At 67.5% G+C, this 22,423-nt stretch carries 20 protein-coding genes; 6 read left to right on the top strand and 14 right to left on the bottom strand.

Features of this window, described 5'->3' with window-relative positions; translation table 11 throughout:
• Positions 1-120: 120 nt before the first annotated feature.
• From ACQHI0_RS05800 to pheS, 6 genes are all read right to left on the bottom strand, one after another.
• The gene (locus tag ACQHI0_RS05800; protein ID WP_427906886.1) at positions 121-1,146 is read right to left on the bottom strand and encodes a hypothetical protein; all 1,026 of its coding nucleotides are present in this window, start codon (positions 1,144-1,146) and stop codon (positions 121-123) included.
• 48 nt (positions 1,147-1,194) lie between these two features.
• Positions 1,195-1,695 (bottom strand): hypothetical protein, encoded by a 501-nt coding sequence (locus tag ACQHI0_RS05795; protein WP_427906885.1) that lies wholly within the window; start codon positions 1,693-1,695, stop codon positions 1,195-1,197.
• 41 nt (positions 1,696-1,736) lie between these two features.
• A complete protein-coding gene (locus tag ACQHI0_RS05790; RefSeq protein ID WP_427906884.1) occupies positions 1,737-2,495 on the bottom strand; it encodes an alpha/beta hydrolase in 759 nt (252 codons plus the stop codon).
• Entirely contained in the window at positions 2,492-3,778 is a 1,287-nt protein-coding gene (locus tag ACQHI0_RS05785; protein WP_427906883.1) for a TerD family protein, read from the bottom strand. The genes ACQHI0_RS05790 and ACQHI0_RS05785 overlap by 4 nt, the downstream gene beginning before the upstream one ends.
• Before the next feature lie 109 nt (positions 3,779-3,887).
• The gene (pheT, locus tag ACQHI0_RS05780) at positions 3,888-6,389 is read right to left on the bottom strand and encodes a phenylalanine--tRNA ligase subunit beta (RefSeq protein WP_427906882.1); all 2,502 of its coding nucleotides are present in this window, start codon (positions 6,387-6,389) and stop codon (positions 3,888-3,890) included.
• Positions 6,390-6,407: 18 nt separating this feature from the next.
• Positions 6,408-7,469, bottom strand: a complete 1,062-nt coding sequence (gene pheS, locus ACQHI0_RS05775) for a phenylalanine--tRNA ligase subunit alpha (RefSeq protein WP_427906881.1) — start codon at positions 7,467-7,469, stop codon at positions 6,408-6,410.
• 939 nt (positions 7,470-8,408) lie between these two features.
• Between pheS and ACQHI0_RS05770 the strand changes: the two genes are divergently transcribed.
• The gene (locus ACQHI0_RS05770; protein ID WP_427906880.1) at positions 8,409-8,939 is read left to right on the top strand and encodes a hypothetical protein; all 531 of its coding nucleotides are present in this window, start codon (positions 8,409-8,411) and stop codon (positions 8,937-8,939) included.
• On the opposite strand, the gene ACQHI0_RS05765 is transcribed toward ACQHI0_RS05770, so the two are convergent.
• Positions 8,834-10,267: a DHA2 family efflux MFS transporter permease subunit gene (locus ACQHI0_RS05765; RefSeq protein WP_427906879.1), complete on the bottom strand. Its 1,434-nt coding sequence runs from the start codon at positions 10,265-10,267 to the stop codon at positions 8,834-8,836. The two genes, ACQHI0_RS05770 and ACQHI0_RS05765, sit on opposite strands and share 106 nt — an antisense overlap.
• A 100-nt stretch (positions 10,268-10,367) precedes the next feature.
• On the opposite strand from ACQHI0_RS05765, the gene ACQHI0_RS05760 reads away from it, so the two are divergent.
• Positions 10,368-10,940, top strand: coding sequence for a TetR/AcrR family transcriptional regulator (locus tag ACQHI0_RS05760; RefSeq protein ID WP_427906878.1), 573 nt, complete (start codon positions 10,368-10,370; stop codon positions 10,938-10,940).
• Between the two features lie 6 nt (positions 10,941-10,946).
• Here ACQHI0_RS05760 and ACQHI0_RS05755 read toward each other — a convergent pair whose 3' ends face one another.
• Positions 10,947-11,813: an NmrA/HSCARG family protein gene (locus ACQHI0_RS05755; protein WP_427906877.1), complete on the bottom strand. Its 867-nt coding sequence runs from the start codon at positions 11,811-11,813 to the stop codon at positions 10,947-10,949.
• Positions 11,814-11,906: 93 nt separating this feature from the next.
• Between ACQHI0_RS05755 and ACQHI0_RS05750 the strand changes: the two genes are divergently transcribed.
• Positions 11,907-12,395 carry a MarR family winged helix-turn-helix transcriptional regulator gene (locus ACQHI0_RS05750; protein ID WP_427906876.1) on the top strand — a complete coding sequence of 163 codons (489 nt, stop codon included), beginning with the start codon at positions 11,907-11,909 and terminating at the stop codon, positions 12,393-12,395.
• A gap of 3 nt (positions 12,396-12,398) precedes the next feature.
• Here the strand turns inward: ACQHI0_RS05750 and ACQHI0_RS05745 are convergent, their stop codons facing one another.
• The 4 genes from ACQHI0_RS05745 to infC all read right to left on the bottom strand — a co-directional run bounded on the left by ACQHI0_RS05745 (position 12,399) and on the right by infC (position 14,687).
• Positions 12,399-13,196, bottom strand: a complete 798-nt coding sequence (locus ACQHI0_RS05745; RefSeq protein ID WP_427906875.1) for a TrmH family RNA methyltransferase — start codon at positions 13,194-13,196, stop codon at positions 12,399-12,401.
• Positions 13,197-13,231: 35 nt separating this feature from the next.
• Complete coding sequence (rplT, locus tag ACQHI0_RS05740; protein ID WP_019046423.1) at positions 13,232-13,618, bottom strand: 50S ribosomal protein L20; 387 nt, start codon at positions 13,616-13,618, stop codon at positions 13,232-13,234.
• Positions 13,619-13,734: 116 nt separating this feature from the next.
• A complete protein-coding gene (gene rpmI / locus ACQHI0_RS05735; RefSeq protein ID WP_056824456.1) occupies positions 13,735-13,932 on the bottom strand; it encodes a 50S ribosomal protein L35 in 198 nt (65 codons plus the stop codon).
• A 29-nt stretch (positions 13,933-13,961) separates the two neighbouring features.
• Positions 13,962-14,687, bottom strand: a complete 726-nt coding sequence (infC, locus tag ACQHI0_RS05730; protein WP_378909025.1) for a translation initiation factor IF-3 — start codon at positions 14,685-14,687, stop codon at positions 13,962-13,964.
• 335 nt (positions 14,688-15,022) lie between these two features.
• Here infC and ACQHI0_RS05725 point away from each other — a divergent pair, with 335 nt between their 5' ends.
• Entirely contained in the window at positions 15,023-15,364 is a 342-nt protein-coding gene (locus ACQHI0_RS05725; RefSeq protein ID WP_266287438.1) for a DUF1844 domain-containing protein, read from the top strand.
• 470 nt (positions 15,365-15,834) lie between these two features.
• Here the strand turns inward: ACQHI0_RS05725 and uvrA are convergent, their stop codons facing one another.
• A complete protein-coding gene (uvrA, locus tag ACQHI0_RS05720) occupies positions 15,835-18,810 on the bottom strand; it encodes an excinuclease ABC subunit UvrA (protein ID WP_427906874.1) in 2,976 nt (991 codons plus the stop codon).
• 228 nt (positions 18,811-19,038) lie between these two features.
• On the opposite strand from uvrA, the gene ACQHI0_RS05715 reads away from it, so the two are divergent.
• The gene (locus tag ACQHI0_RS05715) at positions 19,039-19,671 is read left to right on the top strand and encodes a response regulator transcription factor (RefSeq protein WP_056824462.1); all 633 of its coding nucleotides are present in this window, start codon (positions 19,039-19,041) and stop codon (positions 19,669-19,671) included.
• A 4-nt stretch (positions 19,672-19,675) separates the two neighbouring features.
• On the opposite strand, the gene ACQHI0_RS05710 is transcribed toward ACQHI0_RS05715, so the two are convergent.
• Positions 19,676-20,458, bottom strand: coding sequence for a sigma 54 modulation/S30EA ribosomal C-terminal domain-containing protein (locus ACQHI0_RS05710; protein WP_427906873.1), 783 nt, complete (start codon positions 20,456-20,458; stop codon positions 19,676-19,678).
• 139 nt (positions 20,459-20,597) lie between these two features.
• On the opposite strand from ACQHI0_RS05710, the gene ACQHI0_RS05705 reads away from it, so the two are divergent.
• The gene (locus ACQHI0_RS05705; RefSeq protein ID WP_427906872.1) at positions 20,598-22,421 is read left to right on the top strand and encodes a GAF domain-containing protein; all 1,824 of its coding nucleotides are present in this window, start codon (positions 20,598-20,600) and stop codon (positions 22,419-22,421) included.
• Positions 22,422-22,423 lie beyond the last annotated feature (2 nt).

Below are 22,423 nucleotides of genomic sequence, written 5' to 3'. Positions count from 1 at the left end.
TGCGGGCGATCAGCAGCCGCTATTCGAATGCTCGACATCACTACCGGTCGAGTCCATGTCGCGCACATCGAGAAAGGAATTCGTGTCGATCAATTCGCATTACCGAACGAATTCGCGCAATTACTCGCCGCCGAGAATTCCCAGCACCTGATCCGAGTAGAAGAAGGGTTCGAGGCGTTCCCGGATCAGCCCGGCCAGCACACCGTTGCGCTTGGCCGACTCGATGACCGCGGGGCCGTAGCGCAGGATCTCGGTGCTGACGTCGTCGGCGTCGAGGCCGAGCTCGGGCAGCATCGCCGAGAGCGTGTGGTCGCTGTACTTCGCGTAGAACACCTCGACGCACTCGCGCACGAGCAGGCCGAAGTACTCCTTCTCCCTGGTCGTCACCGCGATCTCGTAGCAGATCTGGACCAGCTCGTTGAGGTCTTTCTGGGTGAGGTATTCGCGCAGGCCCGCGACGGGTTCGTCGGCGTGCAGGTCCCAGAATTCCATCGCCGCCGAGTGCACCGGCGCGTCGCGCAGCATGTCGCGGATGGCGTTGTTGGTGCGCTTGAGCGCGAACAACGCGCCCTTGCCCGCGAGATCACCGACGAAGGTACTGTCGGCCGCGACCTTCTTGGCCCGGTTGGCCGCGGACTGCCCCAGCGACATCAGCGAGGACACGCCCGGAATCTTCTCGGCGCGTTCACGATTGGCCTGCATGAAGTCGCCGATCAGCTTGTCGACGAAACGCGAGGCGACCGTCGCGACGAGCGGGCTCTCGGTGAGTCGATCCAGGATCCGCTCCTGGGCCTGGTGCATGCCGAAGATCTTCTCCAGCAACGCTTCCACCGGTTCCCGGTCGACGACGTCGCCGAGGGTGTACTCGGTGTTGGCCGCGATGTGGTCGTAGATGGCGTCGGAGAAGATGCCGACGGTATCGGCGATCACCGGCGCACCGCCGATACGATCGAACACCGTGGCCACCGTCTGTTCGCCCTGTTCCAGGGAGACCACGTCACCGAACCGGATCGTCTCACCGACGGCGAGTACAGCGGCCACGTCGCGCGCGATCACCTCGGCGAACCGTTCACCGGTCACCTCGGCGAGCAGGAATTCCACCTGCGCGTCGAGCAGTCGGTCGGCGATCTGGCGCGCCTGCGTCATCTTCTGTGTCCACCCATCACGGTCGTTGCCCGAAGGGAGGACGCGGGGCTAGGTGTCGCCGGGATCGTTGCCCTGCACCGATTTCCGGATCTGGTCCAGCCGCTCCCGCGCGGCTTTCTCCCGCGCCTCCCATTGTTCGTCGACGCTGCGACCCGCGGGAGTCTGCCGGTCGAGCTCGTCCATTCCCTGCGCGGTGCCGAAACGCTGCTCGACCTTATCCCGAACCGAGTCGAATGTCGGCACTCCGGAAGTGGAATAGCCGCCGGTGGCGGTGGGTGCGCCGGTTCCCGGCAGCCCTGACGGTACCGGCGGTACCGGGATCGAGCCTCCGACCTGCCCCGATGCGACGGGCACCACATCCGCGTCGATGACGTTCGTGTCCAGAGTCACAGGTGTGCCGGTTTCGGCATTACCGAAGTCGACCTGGGCCAGTGCGGCGGCGACCGCGCCGAGCCCGGGGCGTCCGGCGACCGCGGCGCGCAGCACCCCAACCAGCTCGTCGTCGGGCAGCGCAGCCAGGCGGCCGAGGAGTTCGCTCGTTTCGCTCATACCGCCAGGCTACGCAGAATCGGCGAGGGTCGAGGTGGCCGTTATCGGTCGGCCCAGTCAGCGATGATCTTCGCCCACTCGGCGCCGAGGGTGTCGATCACGTCGTTGTGGCCCGCGCCGGGGACCACGATGAGCTGTTTCGGATCGTGTGCTGCCGCGTACAGGCGTTCGGCATGGCGCAGCGGGAGGAGTTCGTCGCGGTCGCCGTGCATCATCAGGACGGGGACGCGCAGGTTCTTGATGTGGCGCAGGCTCGGATACGCGTTCGGGATCAGCGGGGCGGGCAGGAACGGGTAGACCGAGCGGGCGGCGGCGCGCATGCCGCTGAACGTCGACATCAGGATCATGCCCTGTGGCGGATGCTGCGCGGCCAGCTCCAGCAGTACCCCACCGCCGAGGGATTTGCCCAGGTAGTAGACCCGATCGGGGTCGACTTCGGGCTGCTCGAGCAGGGCCAGGCGGGCGGCTCTGGCGTCGAGGTAGGTGCCCTGTTCGCTCGGCGTGCCCGCGCTGTGGCCGAAGCCGCGGTAGTCGAAGGCGAGCACGTCGAAACCGGCTTCGACCAGCAGGGCGATGATCGCGACACGGTCGCCGATGGTGCCCGCGTTACCGTGCGCGTACAGGATGTGGCCGCGGGGGCGCTCGGCGCGCACGAACCAGCCGTGCACGTCCACGCCGTCGGCGGTGCGCATGGTCAGCTCGCGGTAGTCCAGACCCAGCGCCGCCGGGGTTCGGGCGAGGTGCTTGTCGGGGTGATAGACCAGCGCGTTCAGCACGCGCGTCGCGGGGTGCCGGATCACTTGCCGCGGCCCGACTGGAAGCCGAAGTCCCAGTTGTAGAGGCGGGCGATCTCCACCACGCCACCACCTGGCTGACCGGCGGGCGGACGGACGAAGGCGCCCTCGCGGCGCACCACGAACTCGCCGTTGACGTTCTCCAACGCGAACAGCACCGCGTCGCGGGAGTTGTCGGAGCAGCCGTCGAGGGTCATCTCGATGGGCGCGGAGTTCGCCGTTTGCAGGGTGACGGTGGCGTGGACATTGCGGAAATCGCTGGCACCGTCATAGATCGAGGCGAACACCAGGATCCGGCGGATGAACTGCGTGCAGTCGAGGTTGACCGACAAGTTCTCGCCGGTGATGCTCGCGCCCGTGCGGTCGTCCTGGTCGAGATGGATGAACGGCGGTTCGTACAGGGCGCCGAAGCGGCGGTCCAAGGCTCGCACGGAACCGATTGCGCCGTTGACCAATTCGAAGAAGCAGCACAGGTCGAGGTCGATGTTCTTGCCGCGGAGCTTGCCGAAGAGACGGCCGGTGGCGGCCATCGAGGTCCAGTTGAGGTTCACCCGCATGACGCCGCCGGTGGCGCCGTGTTTCGTCAGGGAGACGGACGGGGCCTCCTTGGTGAGCGACACCTTGGCGAGGTTGACCGGAGGTGATGCGGGCGGGGCAAATGGGGGGTTGCGCTGGGGCGCAGGAATGAACGGCTGAGCCGGCGGAATGTGGGACTGTGTCTGACTCGGCTGCCCCGGCGGCGGAGGCGGCGGCGGGGCTATGGGAGCAGCGGGGGCGTCGTCGACCGAGATGCCGAAATCGGTAGCGAGCCCGGCCAATCCGCTGTCGTACCCCTGGCCCACGGCGCGGAACTTCCACGCGCCCTGGCGGCGGTACAGCTCACCGAGCACGAACGCGGTTTCGGTGGTCGCCCCCGTGCTGTCGAACCGCGCGACCTCGACACCGTTCGCCACATCGATCACCCGAATGTAGAGCCCCCGGAACTGCCCGAACGTCCCTCCATCCGCTGAAGCGGCCAGCACGATCGTCTCGATCTGCGCCTCGACCTGCCCGAGATTCACCGACAGCGCATCGACAACGGTCTGCCCCTGCTGCTTGCCCTCGTACCGAACCGCCCCCGAGGGATGCACAGCCTGGTTGTAGAACACGAAGTCGTCGTCGGAGCGCACCTTCGCCCCCGCGAGCAACAGGGCGGAAGCATCAGCATCAGGCACCCCCGACCCCGCCTGCCAACCCAATTCGACCCGGACAACGGCAGCGGGCACCGCAACGTTGGCGCCTTTCATCATCGACACATCGTCCAACCTATCCCGCCGCCACACCCAGCGCCCCCACTCCCCGCTGAACACCGAAGGCCGCCCGGTGGAAACCGGACGGCCTTCGGGGGTCGAGCGAGGATCAGCCGCGCAGTTCGGCGCCGACCGCGGTGGTGGCCGAGGCGACGGCGGCGTCGCGGGCGGCGCTGGCCTCGTCTTCGGTGAGGGTGCGGTCGGGGGCACGGAAGCGCAGGGCGTAGGTGAGGGATTTGCGGCCCTCGCCTGCCTGGGCGCCTTCGTAGACGTCGAACAGGGTGATGCTCTCGAGGAGGTCGCCGCCGCCGGTGCGCAGTGCCGTTTCCACCTGGGCGGCGGGCACGGCCTTCTCGACGCTGATCGACACGTCCTGCAGGACGGCCGGGAACGCCGAAATCGTCGGCGCGGGCAGGGATACGTTCAGCGGCAGGGCGTCGAGGTCGACTTCCAGCGCGCAGGTGCGCGGGGGCAGGCCCGCGCGCTCCAGAACGGCGGGGTGCAGTTCGCCCGCGTGGCCGACGACCACACCGTCGACGAGCAGTTCCGCGCAGCGACCGGGGTGCCACGGGAGGTAGGCGGCGGACCGGCGTTCGATGGTGACGCCCGCCGCGTCGGCGAGGTCGTCGACCAGCGCGAAGGCGTCGGCGGCCTCGGCCGGACGGCCCGGCCCCCACGGCCCGCGTGGATCGTGCTTGCCGCTGAGTACCGCGGCCACGTGCACCGGCTGCGCGGGCAGCGACGCGTTCAGTTCGGCGATCTGCTCGTCGGTGGGACGCCGGTCCACCGGCAGTGCCTCGACCGCGTGGGTCTCGGAACCGGGCTGGACCACCTGGGCGATGCCATAGATGGTGAGGTCGCGCGCACCGCGAGAGATGTTGCGGGCGGCCACTTCCAGCAGACCCGGCAGCAACGTGGTCGGCAGTTCCGGTCGGTCGCTGTCGAGGGGATTCAGCACCCGGGTGGTGTTGCGGCGCGGGTCGTCGGCATCCAGACCCCACACCTCGAACACACCGCCGGGCAGGAACGCGGGCGGCGGCACCTCGACGGCACCGGCGAAGGCCAGCGCCCGGCTCACCGCACGGCGACGCTGCTGCAGCGCGGTCAGGCCACGGCCACCGGGCGCGGTCGGCAGGATGGACGGGATCTGCTCGAGACCTTCCAGCCGCAGGACCTCTTCGACCAGGTCAGCGGGCTGCGAAAGGTCGGGCCGCCAGCTCGGCGGGGTGACGAGCAGCTGGGTCTTGCCCGCGTCGTTGACCTCGATCTCGACGCCAGCGCCGATCTGGGCGAGCCTGCGCACCGAGGTACCGGCGGGGTAGGTGACACCGGCGACGCGATCGGGCAGGTCGATGTCCATCGCGATCGGCGCGACCGGTTCCGATGGCACCCGGATATCGGTGAGCGCGGATTCGATGGTGCCGCCGGTGATGTCGGCGAGCAGGGTCGCGGCGCGGTCGAGCGCGGCGATATTGATCTCGGGATCGACGACGCGTTCGTAGCGCTTGCCCGCTTCCGAGGAGAGCTTGTGCCGGCGCGCGGTCCGGTACACCCGCAGCGGGTTCCAGACGGCGGCTTCCAGGACCACATCGGTGGTCTCGGCGCCGACCTCGGTGCTCGCGCCACCCATGACACCGGCGAGGGAGATGACGCCGGAATCATCGGCGATCACCACGTCCTCGGCGTCGAGGGTGCGCTCGGTGTCGTCGAGGGTGCGCAGGGTCTCACCCTTGTGCGCCGAGCGAACCACCAAGCCGCCGTGCAACTTCGCGGCATCGAAGGCGTGTAGTGGCTGACCGAGTTCGAGCATCACGTAGTTGGTGACGTCGACCGCCGGGGAGATCGGGCGCATCCCCGACAGCATCAGCCTGCGCTGCAACCACAGCGGGCTCACCGCGTTCGGGTTCATCCCGGTGACACGGCGCACGCCGAAGCGGGTGCACTCGGAATCGTCTTCCAACCGCACCGGCCAGGCCTGCGCGTCGGCCTCGGGCAGCGTGCGCACGGCGGGGTCGGCGTATTCGAGGTCGAAGCCGCAGGCCAGCTCGCGAGCCAGACCGCGCACCGAGAAGCAGTAGCCACGATCGGGGGTGATGTTGAGTTCGATGATCGTGTCATCGGTGCCCAACAGCACATTCGCGTCGTCGCCGGGCTGCGCCGAACCGGGCTCGAGCACCAGGATGCCGTCATGATCCTTGCCGATGCCGAGTTCGGCGACCGAGCAGATCATGCCGTTGGAGGTGTGGCCGTAGGTCTTGCGCGAGGAGATCTTGAACCCGCCGGGCAGCTCACCACCGGGCAGCACGACCACCACGAGGTCGTCCACGGCGAAATTACGTGCGCCGCAGACGATTTCCTGCAATTCGGGGTTGCCGACGTCGACCTTGCAGAAGCGGATCGGCTTCTTGAACTCGGTCAGCTCGGTGATCTCGGCGACGCGGCCGACGACCAGCGGCTTGTCGATACTGCCGCCGATCGGCTCGAGCTTGTCGACCTCTTCGACTTCCAGACCCACCCGGACGAAGCCCGCGTCGAGTTCTTCCGCCGACACCGACCACTCGGGGGTGGTGCGCTGCAGGATCTCGGTCAGCCAGGACTGCGCTACTCGCACTTGACGTTTCGCTCTCTCTTAAGACCGGATACCGAAGGGCAGGGTGAACCGCACGTCACCCTCGACGATGTCGCGCATGTCGGGGATGGTGGTCTGGAACTGCAGGGTGCGCTCCATGCCCATGCCGAACGCGAACCCGGAATACACCTCGGGATCGATGCCGCTGGCGATCAGGACCTTCGGGTTGACCATGCCGCAGCCGCCCCACTCGATCCAGCCCGCGCCGCCCTTCTTGTTCGGGAACCACACGTCGACCTCGGCCGAGGGTTCGGTGAAGGGGAAGTAGTTGGGGCGCATACGAGTTCGGGTCTCGGGGCCGAACATGGCGCGCGCGAACGCGTCAAGGGTGCCGCGCAGGTGCGCCATGGTGAGACCCTTGTCGACCGCCAGGCCCTCCACTTGCGAGAACACCGGGGTGTGGGTGGCGTCGAGCTCGTCGGTGCGGAAGGTGCGGCCGGGGCACGCGATGTAGATCGGCACGTCGCGGGTGAGCATGGTCCGCACCTGGACCGGGGAGGTGTGCGTGCGCAGCACCTGGCGCGAACCCTCCGGGGCGATGTGGAAGGTGTCCTGCATGGTGCGCGCGGGGTGATCGGGCAGGAAGTTCAGCGCGTCGAAGTTGTAGTGCTCGGTCTCCACCTCGGGGCCCTCGGCGACCTCCCAGCCCATGCCGATGAAGAAGTCGGCGATCTGCTCGGAGATGACGGTGATCGGGTGCCGGGCGCCGACCGGCTGACGGCGCGCGGGCAGCGTGACGTCGATCTTCTCGGAGATGAGCACCGCCTGGTCACGCTCCGCCAGGAGCGCGGCACGGCGTGCCTCGAACGCGTCGGAGACCCGCTTGCGCGCGACGTTGACCCGCTTACCGGCCTCGGCCTTCTCTTCCTTGGGCACACTGCCCAGCCCACGCTGCGCGAGCGCGATCGGCGACTTACCGCCGATGTAGTCGGTCTTGGCAACCGCCAGCGCATCCAGGTCGCCCGCCGCCGCGAACGCCTTCTCGGCCTCGGCCGCCGCTGCCGCGAGTGCCTCCTCGGTCAGCGAGGCGCTCTGCTCGACTCCACTATTGTCGTCGGCCACGATTGTTCGACTCTCCCCTGGGGATCGGTTCGCGGGCGCGTCATTGCCATCCCGCATCGGTGCTGCGTAAATCCTATGGGATGGTGCTGACGCGATTCATCCGGATTACTAGCGACACGATCAGCGCAGGTCGACAGGGGTCGGGTGGTGGACCGATCAGCGCACATGCGCCGACCTCACACCCGGCGCCTATGAGGTCTGTGTCGGCGGCATCCACGCCGGCGCGCCGGTCACGACCGTCACCCGCATAACCCTCGTACGGGATCCCGCGATCGCGGACTGCCCGATCAGGTCGGGGGTCGCGGCGCGGCTACTCGTCGTATCGCGGCAGGCACGCAGTGTCGAGGGACAACCCCAGGGGTTCGGGAGGCTGACCTGGTCGAGCCAGTGATCAACCGGCTCATCGCGGTGACCTGGCAAGCACCGGCGGTTTCGGGCCGACTCCCGGGATCAGATCCACGACGAGCAGCTCTCGACCGAGTCGGCGGTGTAGCCGGAACCCCTGCACGGAGCTCCATGGCAGCAAGATCGAGTCGGGTGCGGTGTCGAGGCGCCGTACCGCGCGATACCGGATCTGTGCGCGGCATCGGTGTTGTGCCCGAAATCGGCTGTTTCTCAGGGGAATCGGAAACTTTCTGAATTCGAGGGAACCGAATGGGTTCGGGGTGCGTCCAACTGAGCAAATACACCGGCGTGTTCGACTCGAGAACAGGATGACTCGATGGCTGAACAGACTTGCGATCCGACCTCGCCGCAGGGGCGACGTGGTCGGGTTACCGCGGCGGGGAGCGGGCTTGCGTTGTGTGGCTTCGGGATTCGACCGGTGGGGCGGCGGCCGTTTCCGCGTGCAGCGGGGTTGTGCGCGAACCGGCCCGAACAGCAGGCGCAGGGGCAGCATCCGGACGGTGTCGGATGACGGGGCTCGGTGACCGTCGGGTCGTGTCGGCCGGTGCACTCTCGTTTGTTCGATTCCAGGCTGCCCAGCCCCATCGACACGGACGGTATCCGGGCGTGTTCGGCCTGGTGAACGGGTTGTGGGCGGCCGGGCAGTTGAGTGCTCGGGAGGTGCGGTTCCGCCGGACCGGCAATGATTGGTTCAGCGAGAATCTGACGAATCCGAGCGATGTGGATCCACGGGTGTACGACCGGGCACTGAATCCGGGTGCGGCCTCGTGGTTCAAGGCGGGTGCGGTGTCGATGATCGAGCGGGTCGAGGGGTATCTCGCGATTCTCGATGCGCACGGGGTCGCGTGGGCGCGGTTGGATTCCGAGGCGCCGGGAGACATCATCTACGACGACAACGAGCAGGTGGTTGTCGTGCCCTTCGGCGACAACCACCTGCTCCGGGAACCTGCGGCAGGCAGCTATTCCGCGGGGTGGTTGTGCCGGGGCAGGAACGCGGCCACTACCGCGGCACAGGCGACCAGCGCGGCGCCCACCCAGACCGCGGGCACCAGGCCGTCCACGTAGGCCTGCGGGTCGGTGTAGGAGCCGTAGGAGGCGAAGACCGAGGCCAGGACGGCGATGCCCATGGCGACGCCGACTTCGCGGACGGTGCTGCTGATTCCCGACGCCATGCCCTGGTCAGCGGGGGAAGCGCTGGCCATGACGATGGTGGAGGACGGGGCGAAGGTGAGGCCCATGCCGATACCGCCGAGCACGAAGGGGGCGACGAAGGCGAGGTAGGGGACGTCTGCGGTGGTGATCATCGCCATCCACGCCAGGGAGACCGCCAGGCACAGTTGACCGATCGCGATGAGAGTACGAGCGCCGACGCGGTCGACGATCAGGCCGGCCAGCGGGGCGACGACCATCGGGACCATCGTCCACGGCATCGTGCGGATGCCGGATTCCAGCGGCGAATAGCCCTGGACCACCTGGAAGAACTGAGCGAGCAGGAAGATCGAGCCGAAGACACCGGACGAGAAGCCGAAGGACACGATGAAGCTGAGGCTCAGGCCGCGGGAGGTGAACATGCGTAGCGGGAGCATCGGGTCGGCGACGTAGCTTTCCCAGGCGACGAACGCGACAAGCAGCGCGGCGCCACCGATCAGCGCGGTGAGAACCTGCGGTGCGGTCCAGCCGTCGTCGGCACCGTGGATGACACCCCACACCAGCGCGAGCACGCCACCGGCCGAGAGCAGCACGCCCAGGTAGTCGAGTTTCCTCGCGGTGCCCCGTGATTCAACGAGCATGCGCGCGGCGAAGGGCAGTGCCAGCAGGCCGATGGGGACATTGAGCCAGAAGATCCACTGCCAATTCAGTCCGTCGACCACCGCGCCGCCGACCACCGGGCCGACCGCGACACCCAGGCCGGCGATGCCACCCCAGATGCCGATCGCGGCGCTGCGCATCTTGGCGGGCACCGCGGCGGCGAGCAGCGTGAGCGACAACGGCATCACCGCCGCACCGCCGACGCCTTGCACCGCACGGGCAGCGATCAGCTGCCACGGTTCAGTGGCCAGCGCGCACGCCGCCGAGGCGACGACGAAGATGCCGATGCCCGCCAGGAACACCCGGCGACGGCCGATCCGGTCACCCAGGGCCGAGGCCGACAGCAAGAGCGCGGCGAAGGACAGCGTGTAGGCGTTGATGAACCACTGCAGATCCGAAAGCGAAGCTCCCAGTTCGGCTTTGATCACCGGAAGGGCGTTCGTCACGACCAGGTTGTCCAACGTCACCATGAACATCGGAATGCCGACGGCGGCGATGACCGCACCGAGCGGCTTGGGCTTCACCCCGGAATTCAGTGGCGTCACGGCGGCTCGCGCGTCGCCGGATTCGAGTGTTTGCGTCATGCCGAGCCCTTAGTTGTTATTGACTGATAACTTCTCCGTTCATGTTTATGCATCGACTGATAACATGTCAAGAGGCAATCGACGAGGAGGCAGCGCCGCCATGACCAGAACCCGGATGACCGCGTCGGAGCGCAGCGCCCAGGTGCTCGAAGCGGCGATCCGCGCGTTTGCCGAATCTGGTTACGCCGCAACGAAAACCGATGAGATCGCGCGGCTGGCGGGAGTTTCGCAGCCCTATGTGATCCGGCTGTTCGGGACCAAGCAGCAGTTGTTCATCGCCTGCCTGCTCGAGGTGTGCACCCGCATCGAGCAGGTGTTCCGCGACGCGGAGATCGCCCCCGGCGCCGATGCCGCGGCAGCATTGCGCGCCCTCGGCCAGGGCTACGACGTCTTCCTGGCCGAGCGTGAACTGCCCCTCGTCCTGCTGCACGGCGCCGCCGCCAGCGCGGATCCGGTGATCGGCGACCACATGCGGGAGCGGTTCGGACGGATGTATCGCCTGATCGGCGAACTCACCGGCGCCGACACCCTCGAATCACGCCGCTTTGTCGCGACCGGCATGCTGCTGACAATCATGACCGCGATGCAAGTCGCGGGCAGCGATGCCATCGAACTCCCCTGGGCCACTGAAATCCTCACCGACCTGCGCAGCGCCACCACGCCCGAGTGCTGAGACCGCTCAGCGGGCGAGCAGCGCGGGCCAGTTCTGCGCGCGGGCCCAGTCGGCGAACGAGTGCCAGGCGACGTCCGGATAGTCGCGGCGCAGGCCACTGACGTCGACATCGAGTCCGACGGTGGCGAAGTATTCGAACATGGCGGCCAGATCTTCGGAGTGGCGGCGGACAACGAAGAGCGGGACTTCGTGGTGGGCGATCGGGCGATCGATGGCGACGGCCAGTGCGGCAGCCAGTCGGGCCGGGGTGAGTTCGTCGGCGGCGAGATCGATGCGGCGGTCCGCGAATTCGGCCCGGCGATCGAGGGTGAGCGCGGCGAAGGCCCCGATGTCCTCGGCGCAGATGAGGGTGAGCGACCGGTCGGCGGGCATCGGCCAGGCGAAGGTGCCGTCGCGCAGAGCGTCGAGGGTCCAGCCGGTGGCGTAATTGTCCATGAACGCGGCGGGCGCGATGACGGTCCACGCGACGCCGCTCGCCCGCAAGTGCTCTTCGATCGCGAATTTGCTGTCGTAGTGCGGGATTCCGGTGGCGCGGTCGGCGTGCGCGGCGGAGGTGAAGACGATGTGGCCGACGCGCGCGGCGACGGCGGCGTCGACCACGGTGACCCCCTGGCGGGTTTCGACCACGGTGTCGGTGCCGAACGGCGTGGTCACGAGGAAGAGCGAATCGACAGCGACCAGGGCGACGTCGAGGGATTCACGGTCGTCGAAGTCGGCGTAATGGACCTCGGCGCCGAGCTCGCACAACGCCACGGCGGCGGGACTGTCGGGAAATCGGGTGAGCGCGCGGATGCGGTGACCCATGGCGAGCAGGGCGCGAGCGGTGGCGCCGCCCTGTGCGCCGGTGGCGCCGGTAACGGCGATGGTGAGCACGATGTACCTCCGGTATGATTTGCTGTGCGGCGCATTAACTGCGCCATGCAGTAATCTAACCGTCTTAACTGCGTCGCGCAGCTAATTAGGAGTGTGATCCGAATTACAGAGCAGAGTAGATCGGCCCGCTACGCGGAGTTGTCGCGCGTCTCGCGGCAGTACATGGCCTCGTATGTCCTGTTCAACCAGGCTGTCGCCGACCATCTGGGCTTGCACCCCACCGATCTGCAGTGCCTGAGCCTGCTCACCGCCGAGCCGAGGCCACTCACCGTCAAACAGATCGCCGACATGACCGGACTCACCACCGGCTCCGCCACCCGCTTGGTCGACCGGCTCGAGCGCGACGGCTATGTGGTGCGCGAACCCGACGCCGACGACCGCCGTCGGGTCCTGGTCTCCCCCGTGCCCGAGCGCGTCGCGCGCGTCACCGCCGTATGGGACGACCTCGGCGCAGGCTGGGAGGCGCTACTCGACACCCACACCGAGGACGAGCTCGCGGTGATCACCGAGCACATGCGCAGGGCCGAACAGCTCAGCCATACCCAGATCGACCATCTCCGTGGCCGGAGCGCACCGTCGTGAGGACTACGTCGCGTGCTGCACGCGGGCGCTCGCGTAGAGGCAGATAGCCGCTGCCGCAGCCAGATTCAGGCTCTCGGCGCGGCCGTGGATGGGGATGCGGATGCGGTGGTCGGCGCGCGCCGCGACGGCGGGATCCAACCCGTGCGCCTCGTTGCCGAAGAGCCAGGCAACCGGGCCGCTGAGGATCTCGTCGGCGGAATCGAGATCCACTTCGCCGGTGGCGGCGGTCGCGAGGATCGTCACGCCCGCGGCGGAGATCGCGTCGAGCGTGGCGGTGATGTCGCGGCTGCGGGCGATCGGGACGTGGAACAGCGAGCCCGCGCTGGCACGAACGCATTTGCCGTTGTGCGGGTCGACGGTGTCGCCCGCGAGGACCACGCCGTCGGCGCCGACCGCGTCGGCGACCCGGATCAGGGTGCCCGCGTTGCCGGGTTCGGCGATTTCGACGGGGACGGCGAGCATGCGTGGGCCGCCGTCGAGGATCTCGCCCAGCGGCACGTCGATCAGTTCGCACACGGCGACGAGGCCGGGCGCGGTGACGGTTTCGCCGAGATGTTCGGCGGCGCGATCGCTGACCAAGGTGGTGCGGACGCCGTCGGCGGTGGCACCGGCGATCAGCGCGTTGTCACGACCAGCGGCGGCAAGGGAGTAGAAGATCTCGCGGACGCGGCCGGTCTCCAGAGCAGCGGAGACGGCGTTGGCGCCCTCGGCGAGGAACAGGCCGGACTTGCGGCGCTGGGCCGCGCGCTGGAACTTGACAGCGGAAACGACCCGCGGATTGCGCTCGGAGAGCGCGTCCACGGGTCGTTCCGACAGATCGCTGTGTGTCGTCAAGCTCAGGCAGCGGTGGCCGGGGCGTTGACGTCGGCAGGCAGCGCGGCCTTGGCGACGGCCACCAGGCCGGCGAAGGCCTCGGCGTCCGAGACGGCGAGCTCGGCGAGGATCTTGCGGTCCACCTCGACACCAGCGGCCTTGAGGCCCTGGATGAAGCGGTTGTAGGTGATGTCGTTCAGACGCGCGGCGGCGTTGATACGAGCAATCCACAGCTTGCGGAAGTCACCCTTGCGCGCCTTGCGGTCGCGGTAGGCGTAGGTCAGCGAGTGGAGCTGCTGTTCCTTGGCCTTGCGGTACAGGCGCGAACGCTGGCCCCGGTAGCCCTTGGAGGCCTCGAGGATGGAACGGCGCTTCTTCTGAGCGTTGACGGCCCTTTTGACGCGTGCCACTTTGGTAGTCCTTGATCATCGGGGGGCGCGGCGGCGCCCGAATTCGGTAGTTGTCGGCGTCCGGTTATCCCGGCCGCGGAATCGTCGGGTTGCGACGGTCGAGCTGACCGGAAAGGTCAGGCGAGACCGAGCAGCCGCTTCACGCGGGGGACGTCGACGGAAGCGACGGACTCCGTGCCTTCCAGACGACGAGTCCGGCGAGAGGACTTGTGCTCCAGGAGGTGGCGACGGTTCGCCTGCTCGCGAAGCAGCTTGCCCCGGCCGGTCACCTTGAATCGCTTCTTGGCGCCGCTGTGGGTCTTGTTCTTCGGCATGGATTCCTCTATCTAGTCGTTGAAATCGTTTACTGCGGGTCGGCCGGCGCAGCCTGCTCGGCAGGCGCGGCCTGCTCGACCGGTGCGGCCGACTCGACGGGCGCGGCCGGTTCGGCACTCGCGGGACCGGTCGGCTGGCGAACTGCTGCCGGGGCCGAAGAGTCCTGCTGGGCCTTCACCCGCGTCTTCGCACCCTTGTGGGGCGCGAGGACCATGGTCATGTTGCGGCCGTCCTGCTTGGCCGAGGTCTCGACGAAACCGAGATCGGCCACGTCGGAGCCCAGACGCTGGAGCAACCGGAAGCCGAGTTCGGGACGCGACTGCTCACGACCGCGGAACATGATCGTGACCTTGACCTTCGACCCGGCTTCGAGGAAGCGAACGACGTTGCGCTTCTTGGTCTCGTAGTCGTGGTCGTCGATCTTCGGACGGAGCTTCTGCTCCTTGATCACGGTCTGGACCTGGTTCTTACGGGACTCGCGCGCCTTCTGCGCGGTCTCGTACTTGAACTTGCCGTAGTCCATGATCTTGCAGACCGGCGGACGGGCATCGGGTGCTACCTCGACGAGGTCGAGGTCGGCTTCGAGCGCGACGCGTAGTGCATCTTCAACACGCACGATCCCAACCTGTTCGCCGCCGGGTCCGATGAGTCGAACCTCGGGAACACGGATGCGATCGTTGATGCGGGTCTCAGTGCTGATGGGGCCTCCTAGGTCAAGCGGTGTCGTCTTAACGACCGCACGCAATAACTGCAACCCCTGTTTCAACACGAAAGCCCCGCTGCGGTATTTCTCCGCGACGGGGCCCGATGTCGACCGATCGCCCACAGCCGATGCCCTCACGAGCTCGGTTGTCGACCCCCGCATGCCGAGGCACACGGGAAACCCATCACAATGAACGGGTGACCGGGACCGTTGATCCGAACGATTGCTCGCCGGTAACGGTGGGAGTCGGGCTCCACTTATCTGCCCCACAGATGCATGACACATCCAGGGGCGGTCGTCAGCGGAAAGTCTAGCATGGCGTTGGGCTATCACCGAATCGGCCGGGCCCGATCATCGACGATCGGGCTCGCTATAGCCTGATCAGCATGACTGACGAGCTCGATCCTCCTGTGCGCGACCTGGCCGACATCCCCGCTGTCGAGGTGATCAGCCGGGCCGCCGTGATGCTGATGAGTTCGGCGGCGGAGAAGCTGGGCCTGGCCGGGGAGAACCCGAATTCGGGCGCGGGGGTCGATCTCGACGAGGCGCGCCGGGTGATCACCGCGCTGGCCGGGCTGGTCACGTCGTCGGTGGAGTACCTCGGCCCGCACGCGGGCCCGATCCGCGAGGGCTTGCAGGCGCTGCAGCGCGCGTTCCGCGAGGCGTCCTCGGTGCCGGACGCGCCGGGGATGGGCCCGGGCGAGAAGTACACAGGTCCGGTGCACTGACAGTTCCACCGATGAAAAGATCCGCCGGCGCTAGTGCGCCGGCGGATCTTTTTTCGTCTGCTGCGAACTGGAGCCGCGACTCAGACAGTGGGGGTCGGAGTGGGGCCGCCCGGGGTGACCGACACGGCCGAGCCAGTGGCGAGCATGTTGGCGAGGGCGGTGAACAGCGCCGCGCTTCCGGTATCCATGACAGGTGTTCCTTTCGATACTTCCAGGTCAGGCGGTCGGCTTGGTGGGCTCGTAAGCCAACGACGACCCGCCTGCGAGGAAACCGAGAATCTGGGCGATGAGCGCCGTGGTGGCTTCATCCATGAGGACGTTCCTTTCGAACTACACGACGATCGAGCCGCCGACAAACCGCTACTACCCGGTGGTCCGGGGACGGTGAGGCGAATGTTACCTACGGCTGTTTCACTTCGTGGAGGTTTCGGAAAGTCCCTGCCGCGATCTCGAAGGAAAGGTATCCGGACTCAGCGCAGCGCGGCCGCCTTTCGCGCCAACCGCTTGGCCGCCGGTGTTTCCGCCGGTGCCTTCTTCGCCGCGGGGGCGGCTTTCTTGGCTGCCCTCTTCGCGGCGGGCTTCTTCGGCGCGGGTGCCGCCAGCACCTCCTTGAGGAACTGTCCGGTGTAGCTGTCCGACACCCCGGCGATGTCTTCCGGGGTGCCGGTGGCGACCACGGTGCCGCCGCCGGAACCGCCCTCGGGGCCCATGTCGATGACCCAGTCGGCGGTCTTGATGACATCGAGGTTGTGCTCGATCACGATCACCGTGTTGCCCTTGTCGACCAGGCCGTTGATCACCTTGAGCAGCTTGCGGATGTCCTCGAAGTGCAGACCGGTGGTCGGCTCGTCGAGGATGTAGACCGTCCGGCCCATGGATCGCTTCTGCAGTTCGGCGGCCAGTTTCACGCGCTGGGCCTCACCACCGGACAATGTCGGGGCGCTCTGGCCGAGACGCACGTAACCCAGGCCGACCTCGACGAGCGTCTTGAGGTAGCGGTGGATCGAGGTGATCGCCTCGAAGAAATCCGCGGCCTCGTCGATCGGCATGTCGAGGACTTCGGCGATGGTCTTGCCCTTGTAGTGCACCTCGAGGGTTTCCCGGTTGTAGCGAGCGCCGTGGCAGACCTCGCAGGGGACGTACACATCGGGCAGGAAGTTCATCTCGATCTTGAGCGTGCCGTCGCCCGAGCAGGCTTCGCAGCGGCCGCCCTTGACGTTGAAGGAGAACCGCCCGGGTTGGTAGCCGCGCACTTTGGCCTCGGTGGTGGAGGCGAACAGGGTGCGGATCTTGTCGAAGACGCCGGTGTAGGTGGCCGGATTCGAGCGGGGGGTGCGGCCGATCGGCGACTGGTCGACCTGCACCAGTTTGTCGAGGTTGTCGAGACCGTTGATCCTGGTGTGCCTGCCCGGCACCTGGCGGGCGCCGTTGAGCTTGTTCGCGAGAACGGTGGCCAGGATGTCGTTGACCAGGGTGGACTTGCCCGAACCCGAGACACCGGTGATCGCGGTGAGCACACCCAGCGGGAACGCCACGTCGACGTTCTGCAGATTGTGTTCGGTGGCCCCGACGACGGTGAGCTTGCGCTTCTTGTCGATCGCCCGCCGCACCAGCGGCAGCTCGATCTGCTCCCGGCCGGAAAGGTAAGCGCCGGTGAGGGATTCGGGCTCGGTGAGCAGCTCCTCGTAGGGGCCGCTGTGTACCACGCGGCCGCCGTGCTCGCCGGCGAGGGGGCCGATGTCGACCACCCAGTCCGAGGCGCGGATGGTGTCCTCGTCGTGCTCGACGACGATCAACGTGTTGCCCAGTTTCTTCAACCGCAGCAGCGTCTCGATGAGCCTGCGGTTGTCGCGCTGGTGCAGACCGATCGACGGCTCGTCGAGAACATAGAGGACACCGACCAGACCCGAACCGATCTGCGTGGCCAATCGGATGCGCTGGGCCTCACCACCGGACAGGGTCGCGGCGGCGCGCGAGAGCGTCAGGTACTCCAGGCCCACGTCGAGCAGGAACCCGAGCCTGGCCTGAATCTCCTTGAGCACCTGGCCGGCGATCGCGGTCTCGCGCTCCCCCAGCGTGAGCGAGTTCAGGAAGTGCGCGCAGTCGCCGATGGACAGCTCGCTGACCTCGGCGATCGACTTGTCGGTGCCGTCGGAGGCAAGGGTGACGGCCAGGATCTCCGGGCGCAGCCGCGAGCCGTTGCAGACCGGGCAGGCCACATCGCGCATGTAGCCGTCGTAGTGCTCCTTCATCTGCTCGGACTCGGTGTTGTCCATGCGCCGCTGCAGGAACGGCATCACGCCTTCGAAATCGGCGTAGTAGGAGCGCTTGCGGCCGTAGCGGTTGGTATAGGACACATGGACCTGGTCGGAGCTGCCTTCCAGCACCGCCTTGCGCGCCTTCGCGGGCAAGTCGCGCCACGCGGTGTCCATCGAGAAGCCGACCGCCTCGGCCAGGCCCGAGAGCAGCCGGTTGAAGTATTCGGCGGTCTGCCCGCGCGACCACGGTGCGATCGCACCCTCGGCCAGGCTCAGGTCCGGATCGGGCACCACCAGTTCCGGGTCGACCTCCTTGCGGATGCCGAGGCCGGTGCAGTCAGGGCAGGCGCCGTAGGGCGAGTTGAAGGAGAACGAGCGGGGCTCGAGGTCTTCGATGTCGAGGGGGTGGCCGTTGGGGCAAGCCAGCCGCTCGGAGAAGCGGCGCTCACGATCGTGGGCGTGCTCGTCGCGGTCGACGAAATCGAGCACGACGATGCCGTCGGCCAGGCGCAGCGCGGTCTCGATCGAGTCGGTGAGGCGCTGTTTGGAGGCGGCCTTGACCGACAGGCGGTCGACGACCACCTCGACGTCGTGCTTCTCCTGTTTCTTCAGCTTCGGCGGATCGGTGAGCGGATACACCACGCCGTCGACCCGCACACGCGAGTAACCCTGGGTCTTGAGCTGGTCGAACAGGTCGACGAACTCGCCCTTGCGGGTGCGCACCACCGGCGCGAGCACCTGGAACTTGAGACCGTCGTCCATGGCCAGCACCTGATCGACGATCTGCTGCGGACTCTGCTTTTCGATCAGCTCATGGCAGACCGGGCAGTGCGGCGTGCCCGCGCGGGCGTAGAGCAGGCGCAGGTAGTCGTAGACCTCGGTGATGGTGCCGACCGTGGACCGCGGGTTGCGGTTGGTCGACTTCTGGTCGATCGACACCGCGGGCGAGAGACCCTCGATGAAGTCGACATCCGGCTTGTCCATCTGCCCGAGGAACTGTCGCGCGTAGGCCGACAGCGATTCGACGTAGCGGCGCTGCCCCTCGGCGAAGATCGTGTCGAACGCCAGGCTCGACTTCCCGGAACCGGACAGACCGGTGAACACGATCAGGCTGTCGCGCGGCAAATCCAGGTCTACACCTTTCAGGTTGTGTTCCCGAGCTCCGCGCACAGTGAGGCGTTCCGCCACCTGGTGAATCCCTTCTCCATCGTCATCCGCCGACCGGACATATTCCCCCGTCGTCAATGCTAGGCGGGGGGTCCGACAAGTTTCGGTGCGCGGCCGCGATGCCCCCTCGACCGTGCGCGCTGCACAGGGGGCGTGACACTTCTGGTTCACCGACCCGCCCCACAACCGAGATGCGCGGATTATGTTGGACCACAAGGGTGGATCGTTCGACATGATGAAGGAGCCGACGTGCTCGAGGTGTTCCTGGTCGACGACCACGAGATCGTCCGGCGCGGGTTGATCGACCTCCTGGAAGGTGATCCAGAACTCACTGTGATCGGTCAGGCAGGCGGCGTCGCCGAGGCGATGGTGCGCATCCGCGAGGCCCGCCCCGATGTCGCGGTGCTCGATGTGCGGTTACCCGACGGCAACGGCATCGAACTGTGCCGAAACCTGCTCGCCGAGTTCGACGACCTGCACTGCCTGATCCTGACCTCGTTCTCCGACGAGCACGCCATGCTCGACGCCATCCTGGCCGGAGCCAGCGGGTATGTCGTCAAGAACATCGACGGGATGAAGCTGGCGGACGCGATCAAACAGGTCGGCGCGGGCCACTCGCTGCTCGACACCCGCGCCGCCGACGCCTTGCGCGCCCGGCTGCGCCGCAGCGCCGAACCGTCGGGACCACTGGCCGGGCTCACCGACCAGGAACGCCGGCTACTCGAACTGCTCGGTGAGGGCCTGACCAACCGGCAGATCGCCGCGCGCATGTTCCTCGCGGAGAAGACGGTCAAGAACTACGTGTCGCGGCTACTCGCGAAACTCGGTGTCGAACGTCGCACCCAGGCCGCCGTCCTGGCGACCAAACTTCGCGAGCCGTGACCGTTCAGGACGGGACGACGATGGTGAGATCCCCGTCATAGCGACGGTAGAGCAGGTTCCCGCGGCCGGTGTGGCTGTCGGTGAAGAACAGGTAGGGCAGCCCGGCGGCGCACAGCGCGTCGGAGGCTTCGTCCTCGGCGAAGACCGGAGCCGCGTCCTGCACCACCCGCACCGGCATCGCGCTCGCGGTGAGCGGCAGCTCGGCCGACGCACCCGCCGCGGCGGTGCGCCGCTGCCTGGCCAGCGCGACACCGTGCGGATCGGCCCAGGTGACGATGGCGTCCTCGCCGGTGTCGGCGTCGGTGAACAGGTAGGCGTCGTAGTCCATCGCGTCCAGCACCGTGCTGGCTTCCAGCGGGGTGCCGGTCATCAGGGCGCAGTCCTTGCGGCGGATGATCGGCCGCGTCTCGGTGATCTGGGCCAGCGGACGACGGGCCGGATCGGGCCACGCGCCGCGCGCTTCCTTACCCGCACGGCGGGCGAGCTGACGGTCGAGCCGCTCGGCGGCGAAGGTGACGGCGAAACCGCCGGGGCCGGTGACCTGGACTCGGGTGAAGGTGTCGTTGGTCCGGATGTTGGCCTGCACCAGCGTCGGCTCGTCGAAACCCTGCGGCGCGGTGACACGCACCCTGGCCGGACTGTCGAGGTGATGCCTGCGCATCACGCGCGTGATGGCCCGGACAGCGCGGGTGACGTCCTGGGCCGGCACTTCGCCACGCGTGGTCACGGCAAGCTCCGGGTCCGCGGCGGTCGTCCAGTGCTGGGTGCTCGACAACGAATTCATCATGTGCCCCACTTCTCGATCCCAATTCCCGGTGCCCAATGCCACCACTACCGCCGGTGCGAGTGAAGGGCCGAAAGTCCCCTCATTGCGGACTAGACTTTGTTGCGACTCACTCGAGGAGCTGCGAAGACGGGATACTGCGATGGCGAATGACGGTCGGGGCGGCCGCTATTCGGCTGACCAGACGGCATCGCGGCAGATGTTGCGCAGCCTGCTCGGCGAGGTCGCCGATCGGGTCGAGGTGATGATCGGCTCGCGTGATCGGATGGACGGTCTCGTCGAGGCCATGCTCACGGTCACCGCAGGTCTCGACCTTGACGAAACCCTGCGCACCATCGTGCGCACCGCGATGAATCTCGTCGACGCCCGCTACGGAGCGCTGGCGGTGCGCGGCCACGATCAGCAGGTCGCGCAGTTCATCGACGAGGGTATGCCGGATCAGATCCGCGACCGGATCGCGCGATTACCCGCGGGCCACGGCGTCCTCGGCGCGGTGTTCGCGCACAAGGCGCCGCTGCGGCTGGCCGATCTCACCCAGCACGAATCCTCGATCGGTTTTCCGGCGGGACATCCGCCGATGCACACGTTTCTCGGTGTGCCCGTCCGCATCCGGGACGAGGTGTTCGGCAGCCTCTACCTGACCGAGAAGTCCGACGGTCAGCCGTTCACCGAGGAAGACGAAGTCCTGGTCCTCGCGCTGGCGGCCGCGGCGGGGATCGCGGTCGACAACGCGCGACTCTACGAGCAGGCACGCACCAGGCAGGCCTGGATCGAGGCCACCCGCGATATCGCGACGGAATTCCTGGCCGGTACCGAATCCGACAGGGTGCTCGGCCATGTGGTCGATCACGCGCGCGGGCTGACCGGATCGCATCAGGCGTTCCTCGCCTCGGTGCCGGTGCCCGACGAATTGCCGGGCGAAATCAGCGAATTGGTGGTCACGCAGTGGACCGGCCCCGACGCGGGCCAGGACTGGCAGACCATTCCGATCGCGGGCACGGTGGTGGGTGACGCGTTCAGCAGACGGACACCACTGCGCTTCGACGATGTGTCGAAGGTGACCCTCGGCGTGGAGTTCCCCGTGGCCGAACTGCCCGGTGCCGGACCGGCTCTCGTGCTGCCGCTGTGCACACCCGATGCCACCCTCGGCGTCCTGGTGACCTTCCGGCCGCCGGGTTTCGCACCGTATTCCGACGAGATGCTCGAACTCACGGCGGCCTTCTGTGATCAGGCCGCGCTGGCGGTGCGACTGGCCGACGCGCAGCAGCGGATGCGCGAACTCGACCTCGTCGCCGACCGCGATCGGATCGCCCGTGATCTGCACGATCATGTGATCCAGCGGCTGTTCGCGATCGGCCTCACGGTGCAGGCGACCTTACCCAAAGCCGTGGTTCCCGAAGTGCGGCAACGCCTTTCGACAGTGATCATGGATCTGCAGGAGGTGGTGCAGGAGATTCGCACCTCCATCTTCGACCTGCACGCCAGCGGCTCGGGCCACAGCGAGGGCCTGCAGCAGCGCCTCGAGCTGGCGATCCGGCGCCAGACCGCCGACATCGCCCTGCGTGCGACGATCCAGGTGTCGGGCCCGCTGTCGGTGCTCGATCCGCAGCTGGCCGACCATGCCGAGGCGGTGGTGCGCGAGGCGGTGAGCAACGCGGTCCGCCATTCCGGCGCCGACACGGTCGCCATCGTGATCGAGGTGGCCGACGATCTGGTGATCACGGTGTCCGACAACGGCTGGGGCATTCCGAACCACGTGATCCGCAGCGGGCTGCGCAATCTCGAACAACGCGCGCAGGAGGCGGGCGGGCACTTCGAGATCGGCCCGGCCAAGCGCCCCGACGCCGACGGCAACCACCCCGAGATGCCGGGCACGCAGCTGCGCTGGGCGGTGCCGCTGCCCCAGGACGCGCCGACGACCGGCGGTTTCGCCCTGGCGGGCGGGCCAGAAACCGGCGAGGACTGACC

Source organism: Nocardia sp. FBN12 (assembly GCF_050320175.1).
Lineage (GTDB): Bacteria > Actinomycetota > Actinomycetes > Mycobacteriales > Mycobacteriaceae > Nocardia.
This window is presented reverse-complemented; position numbering and strand designations above follow the sequence as displayed.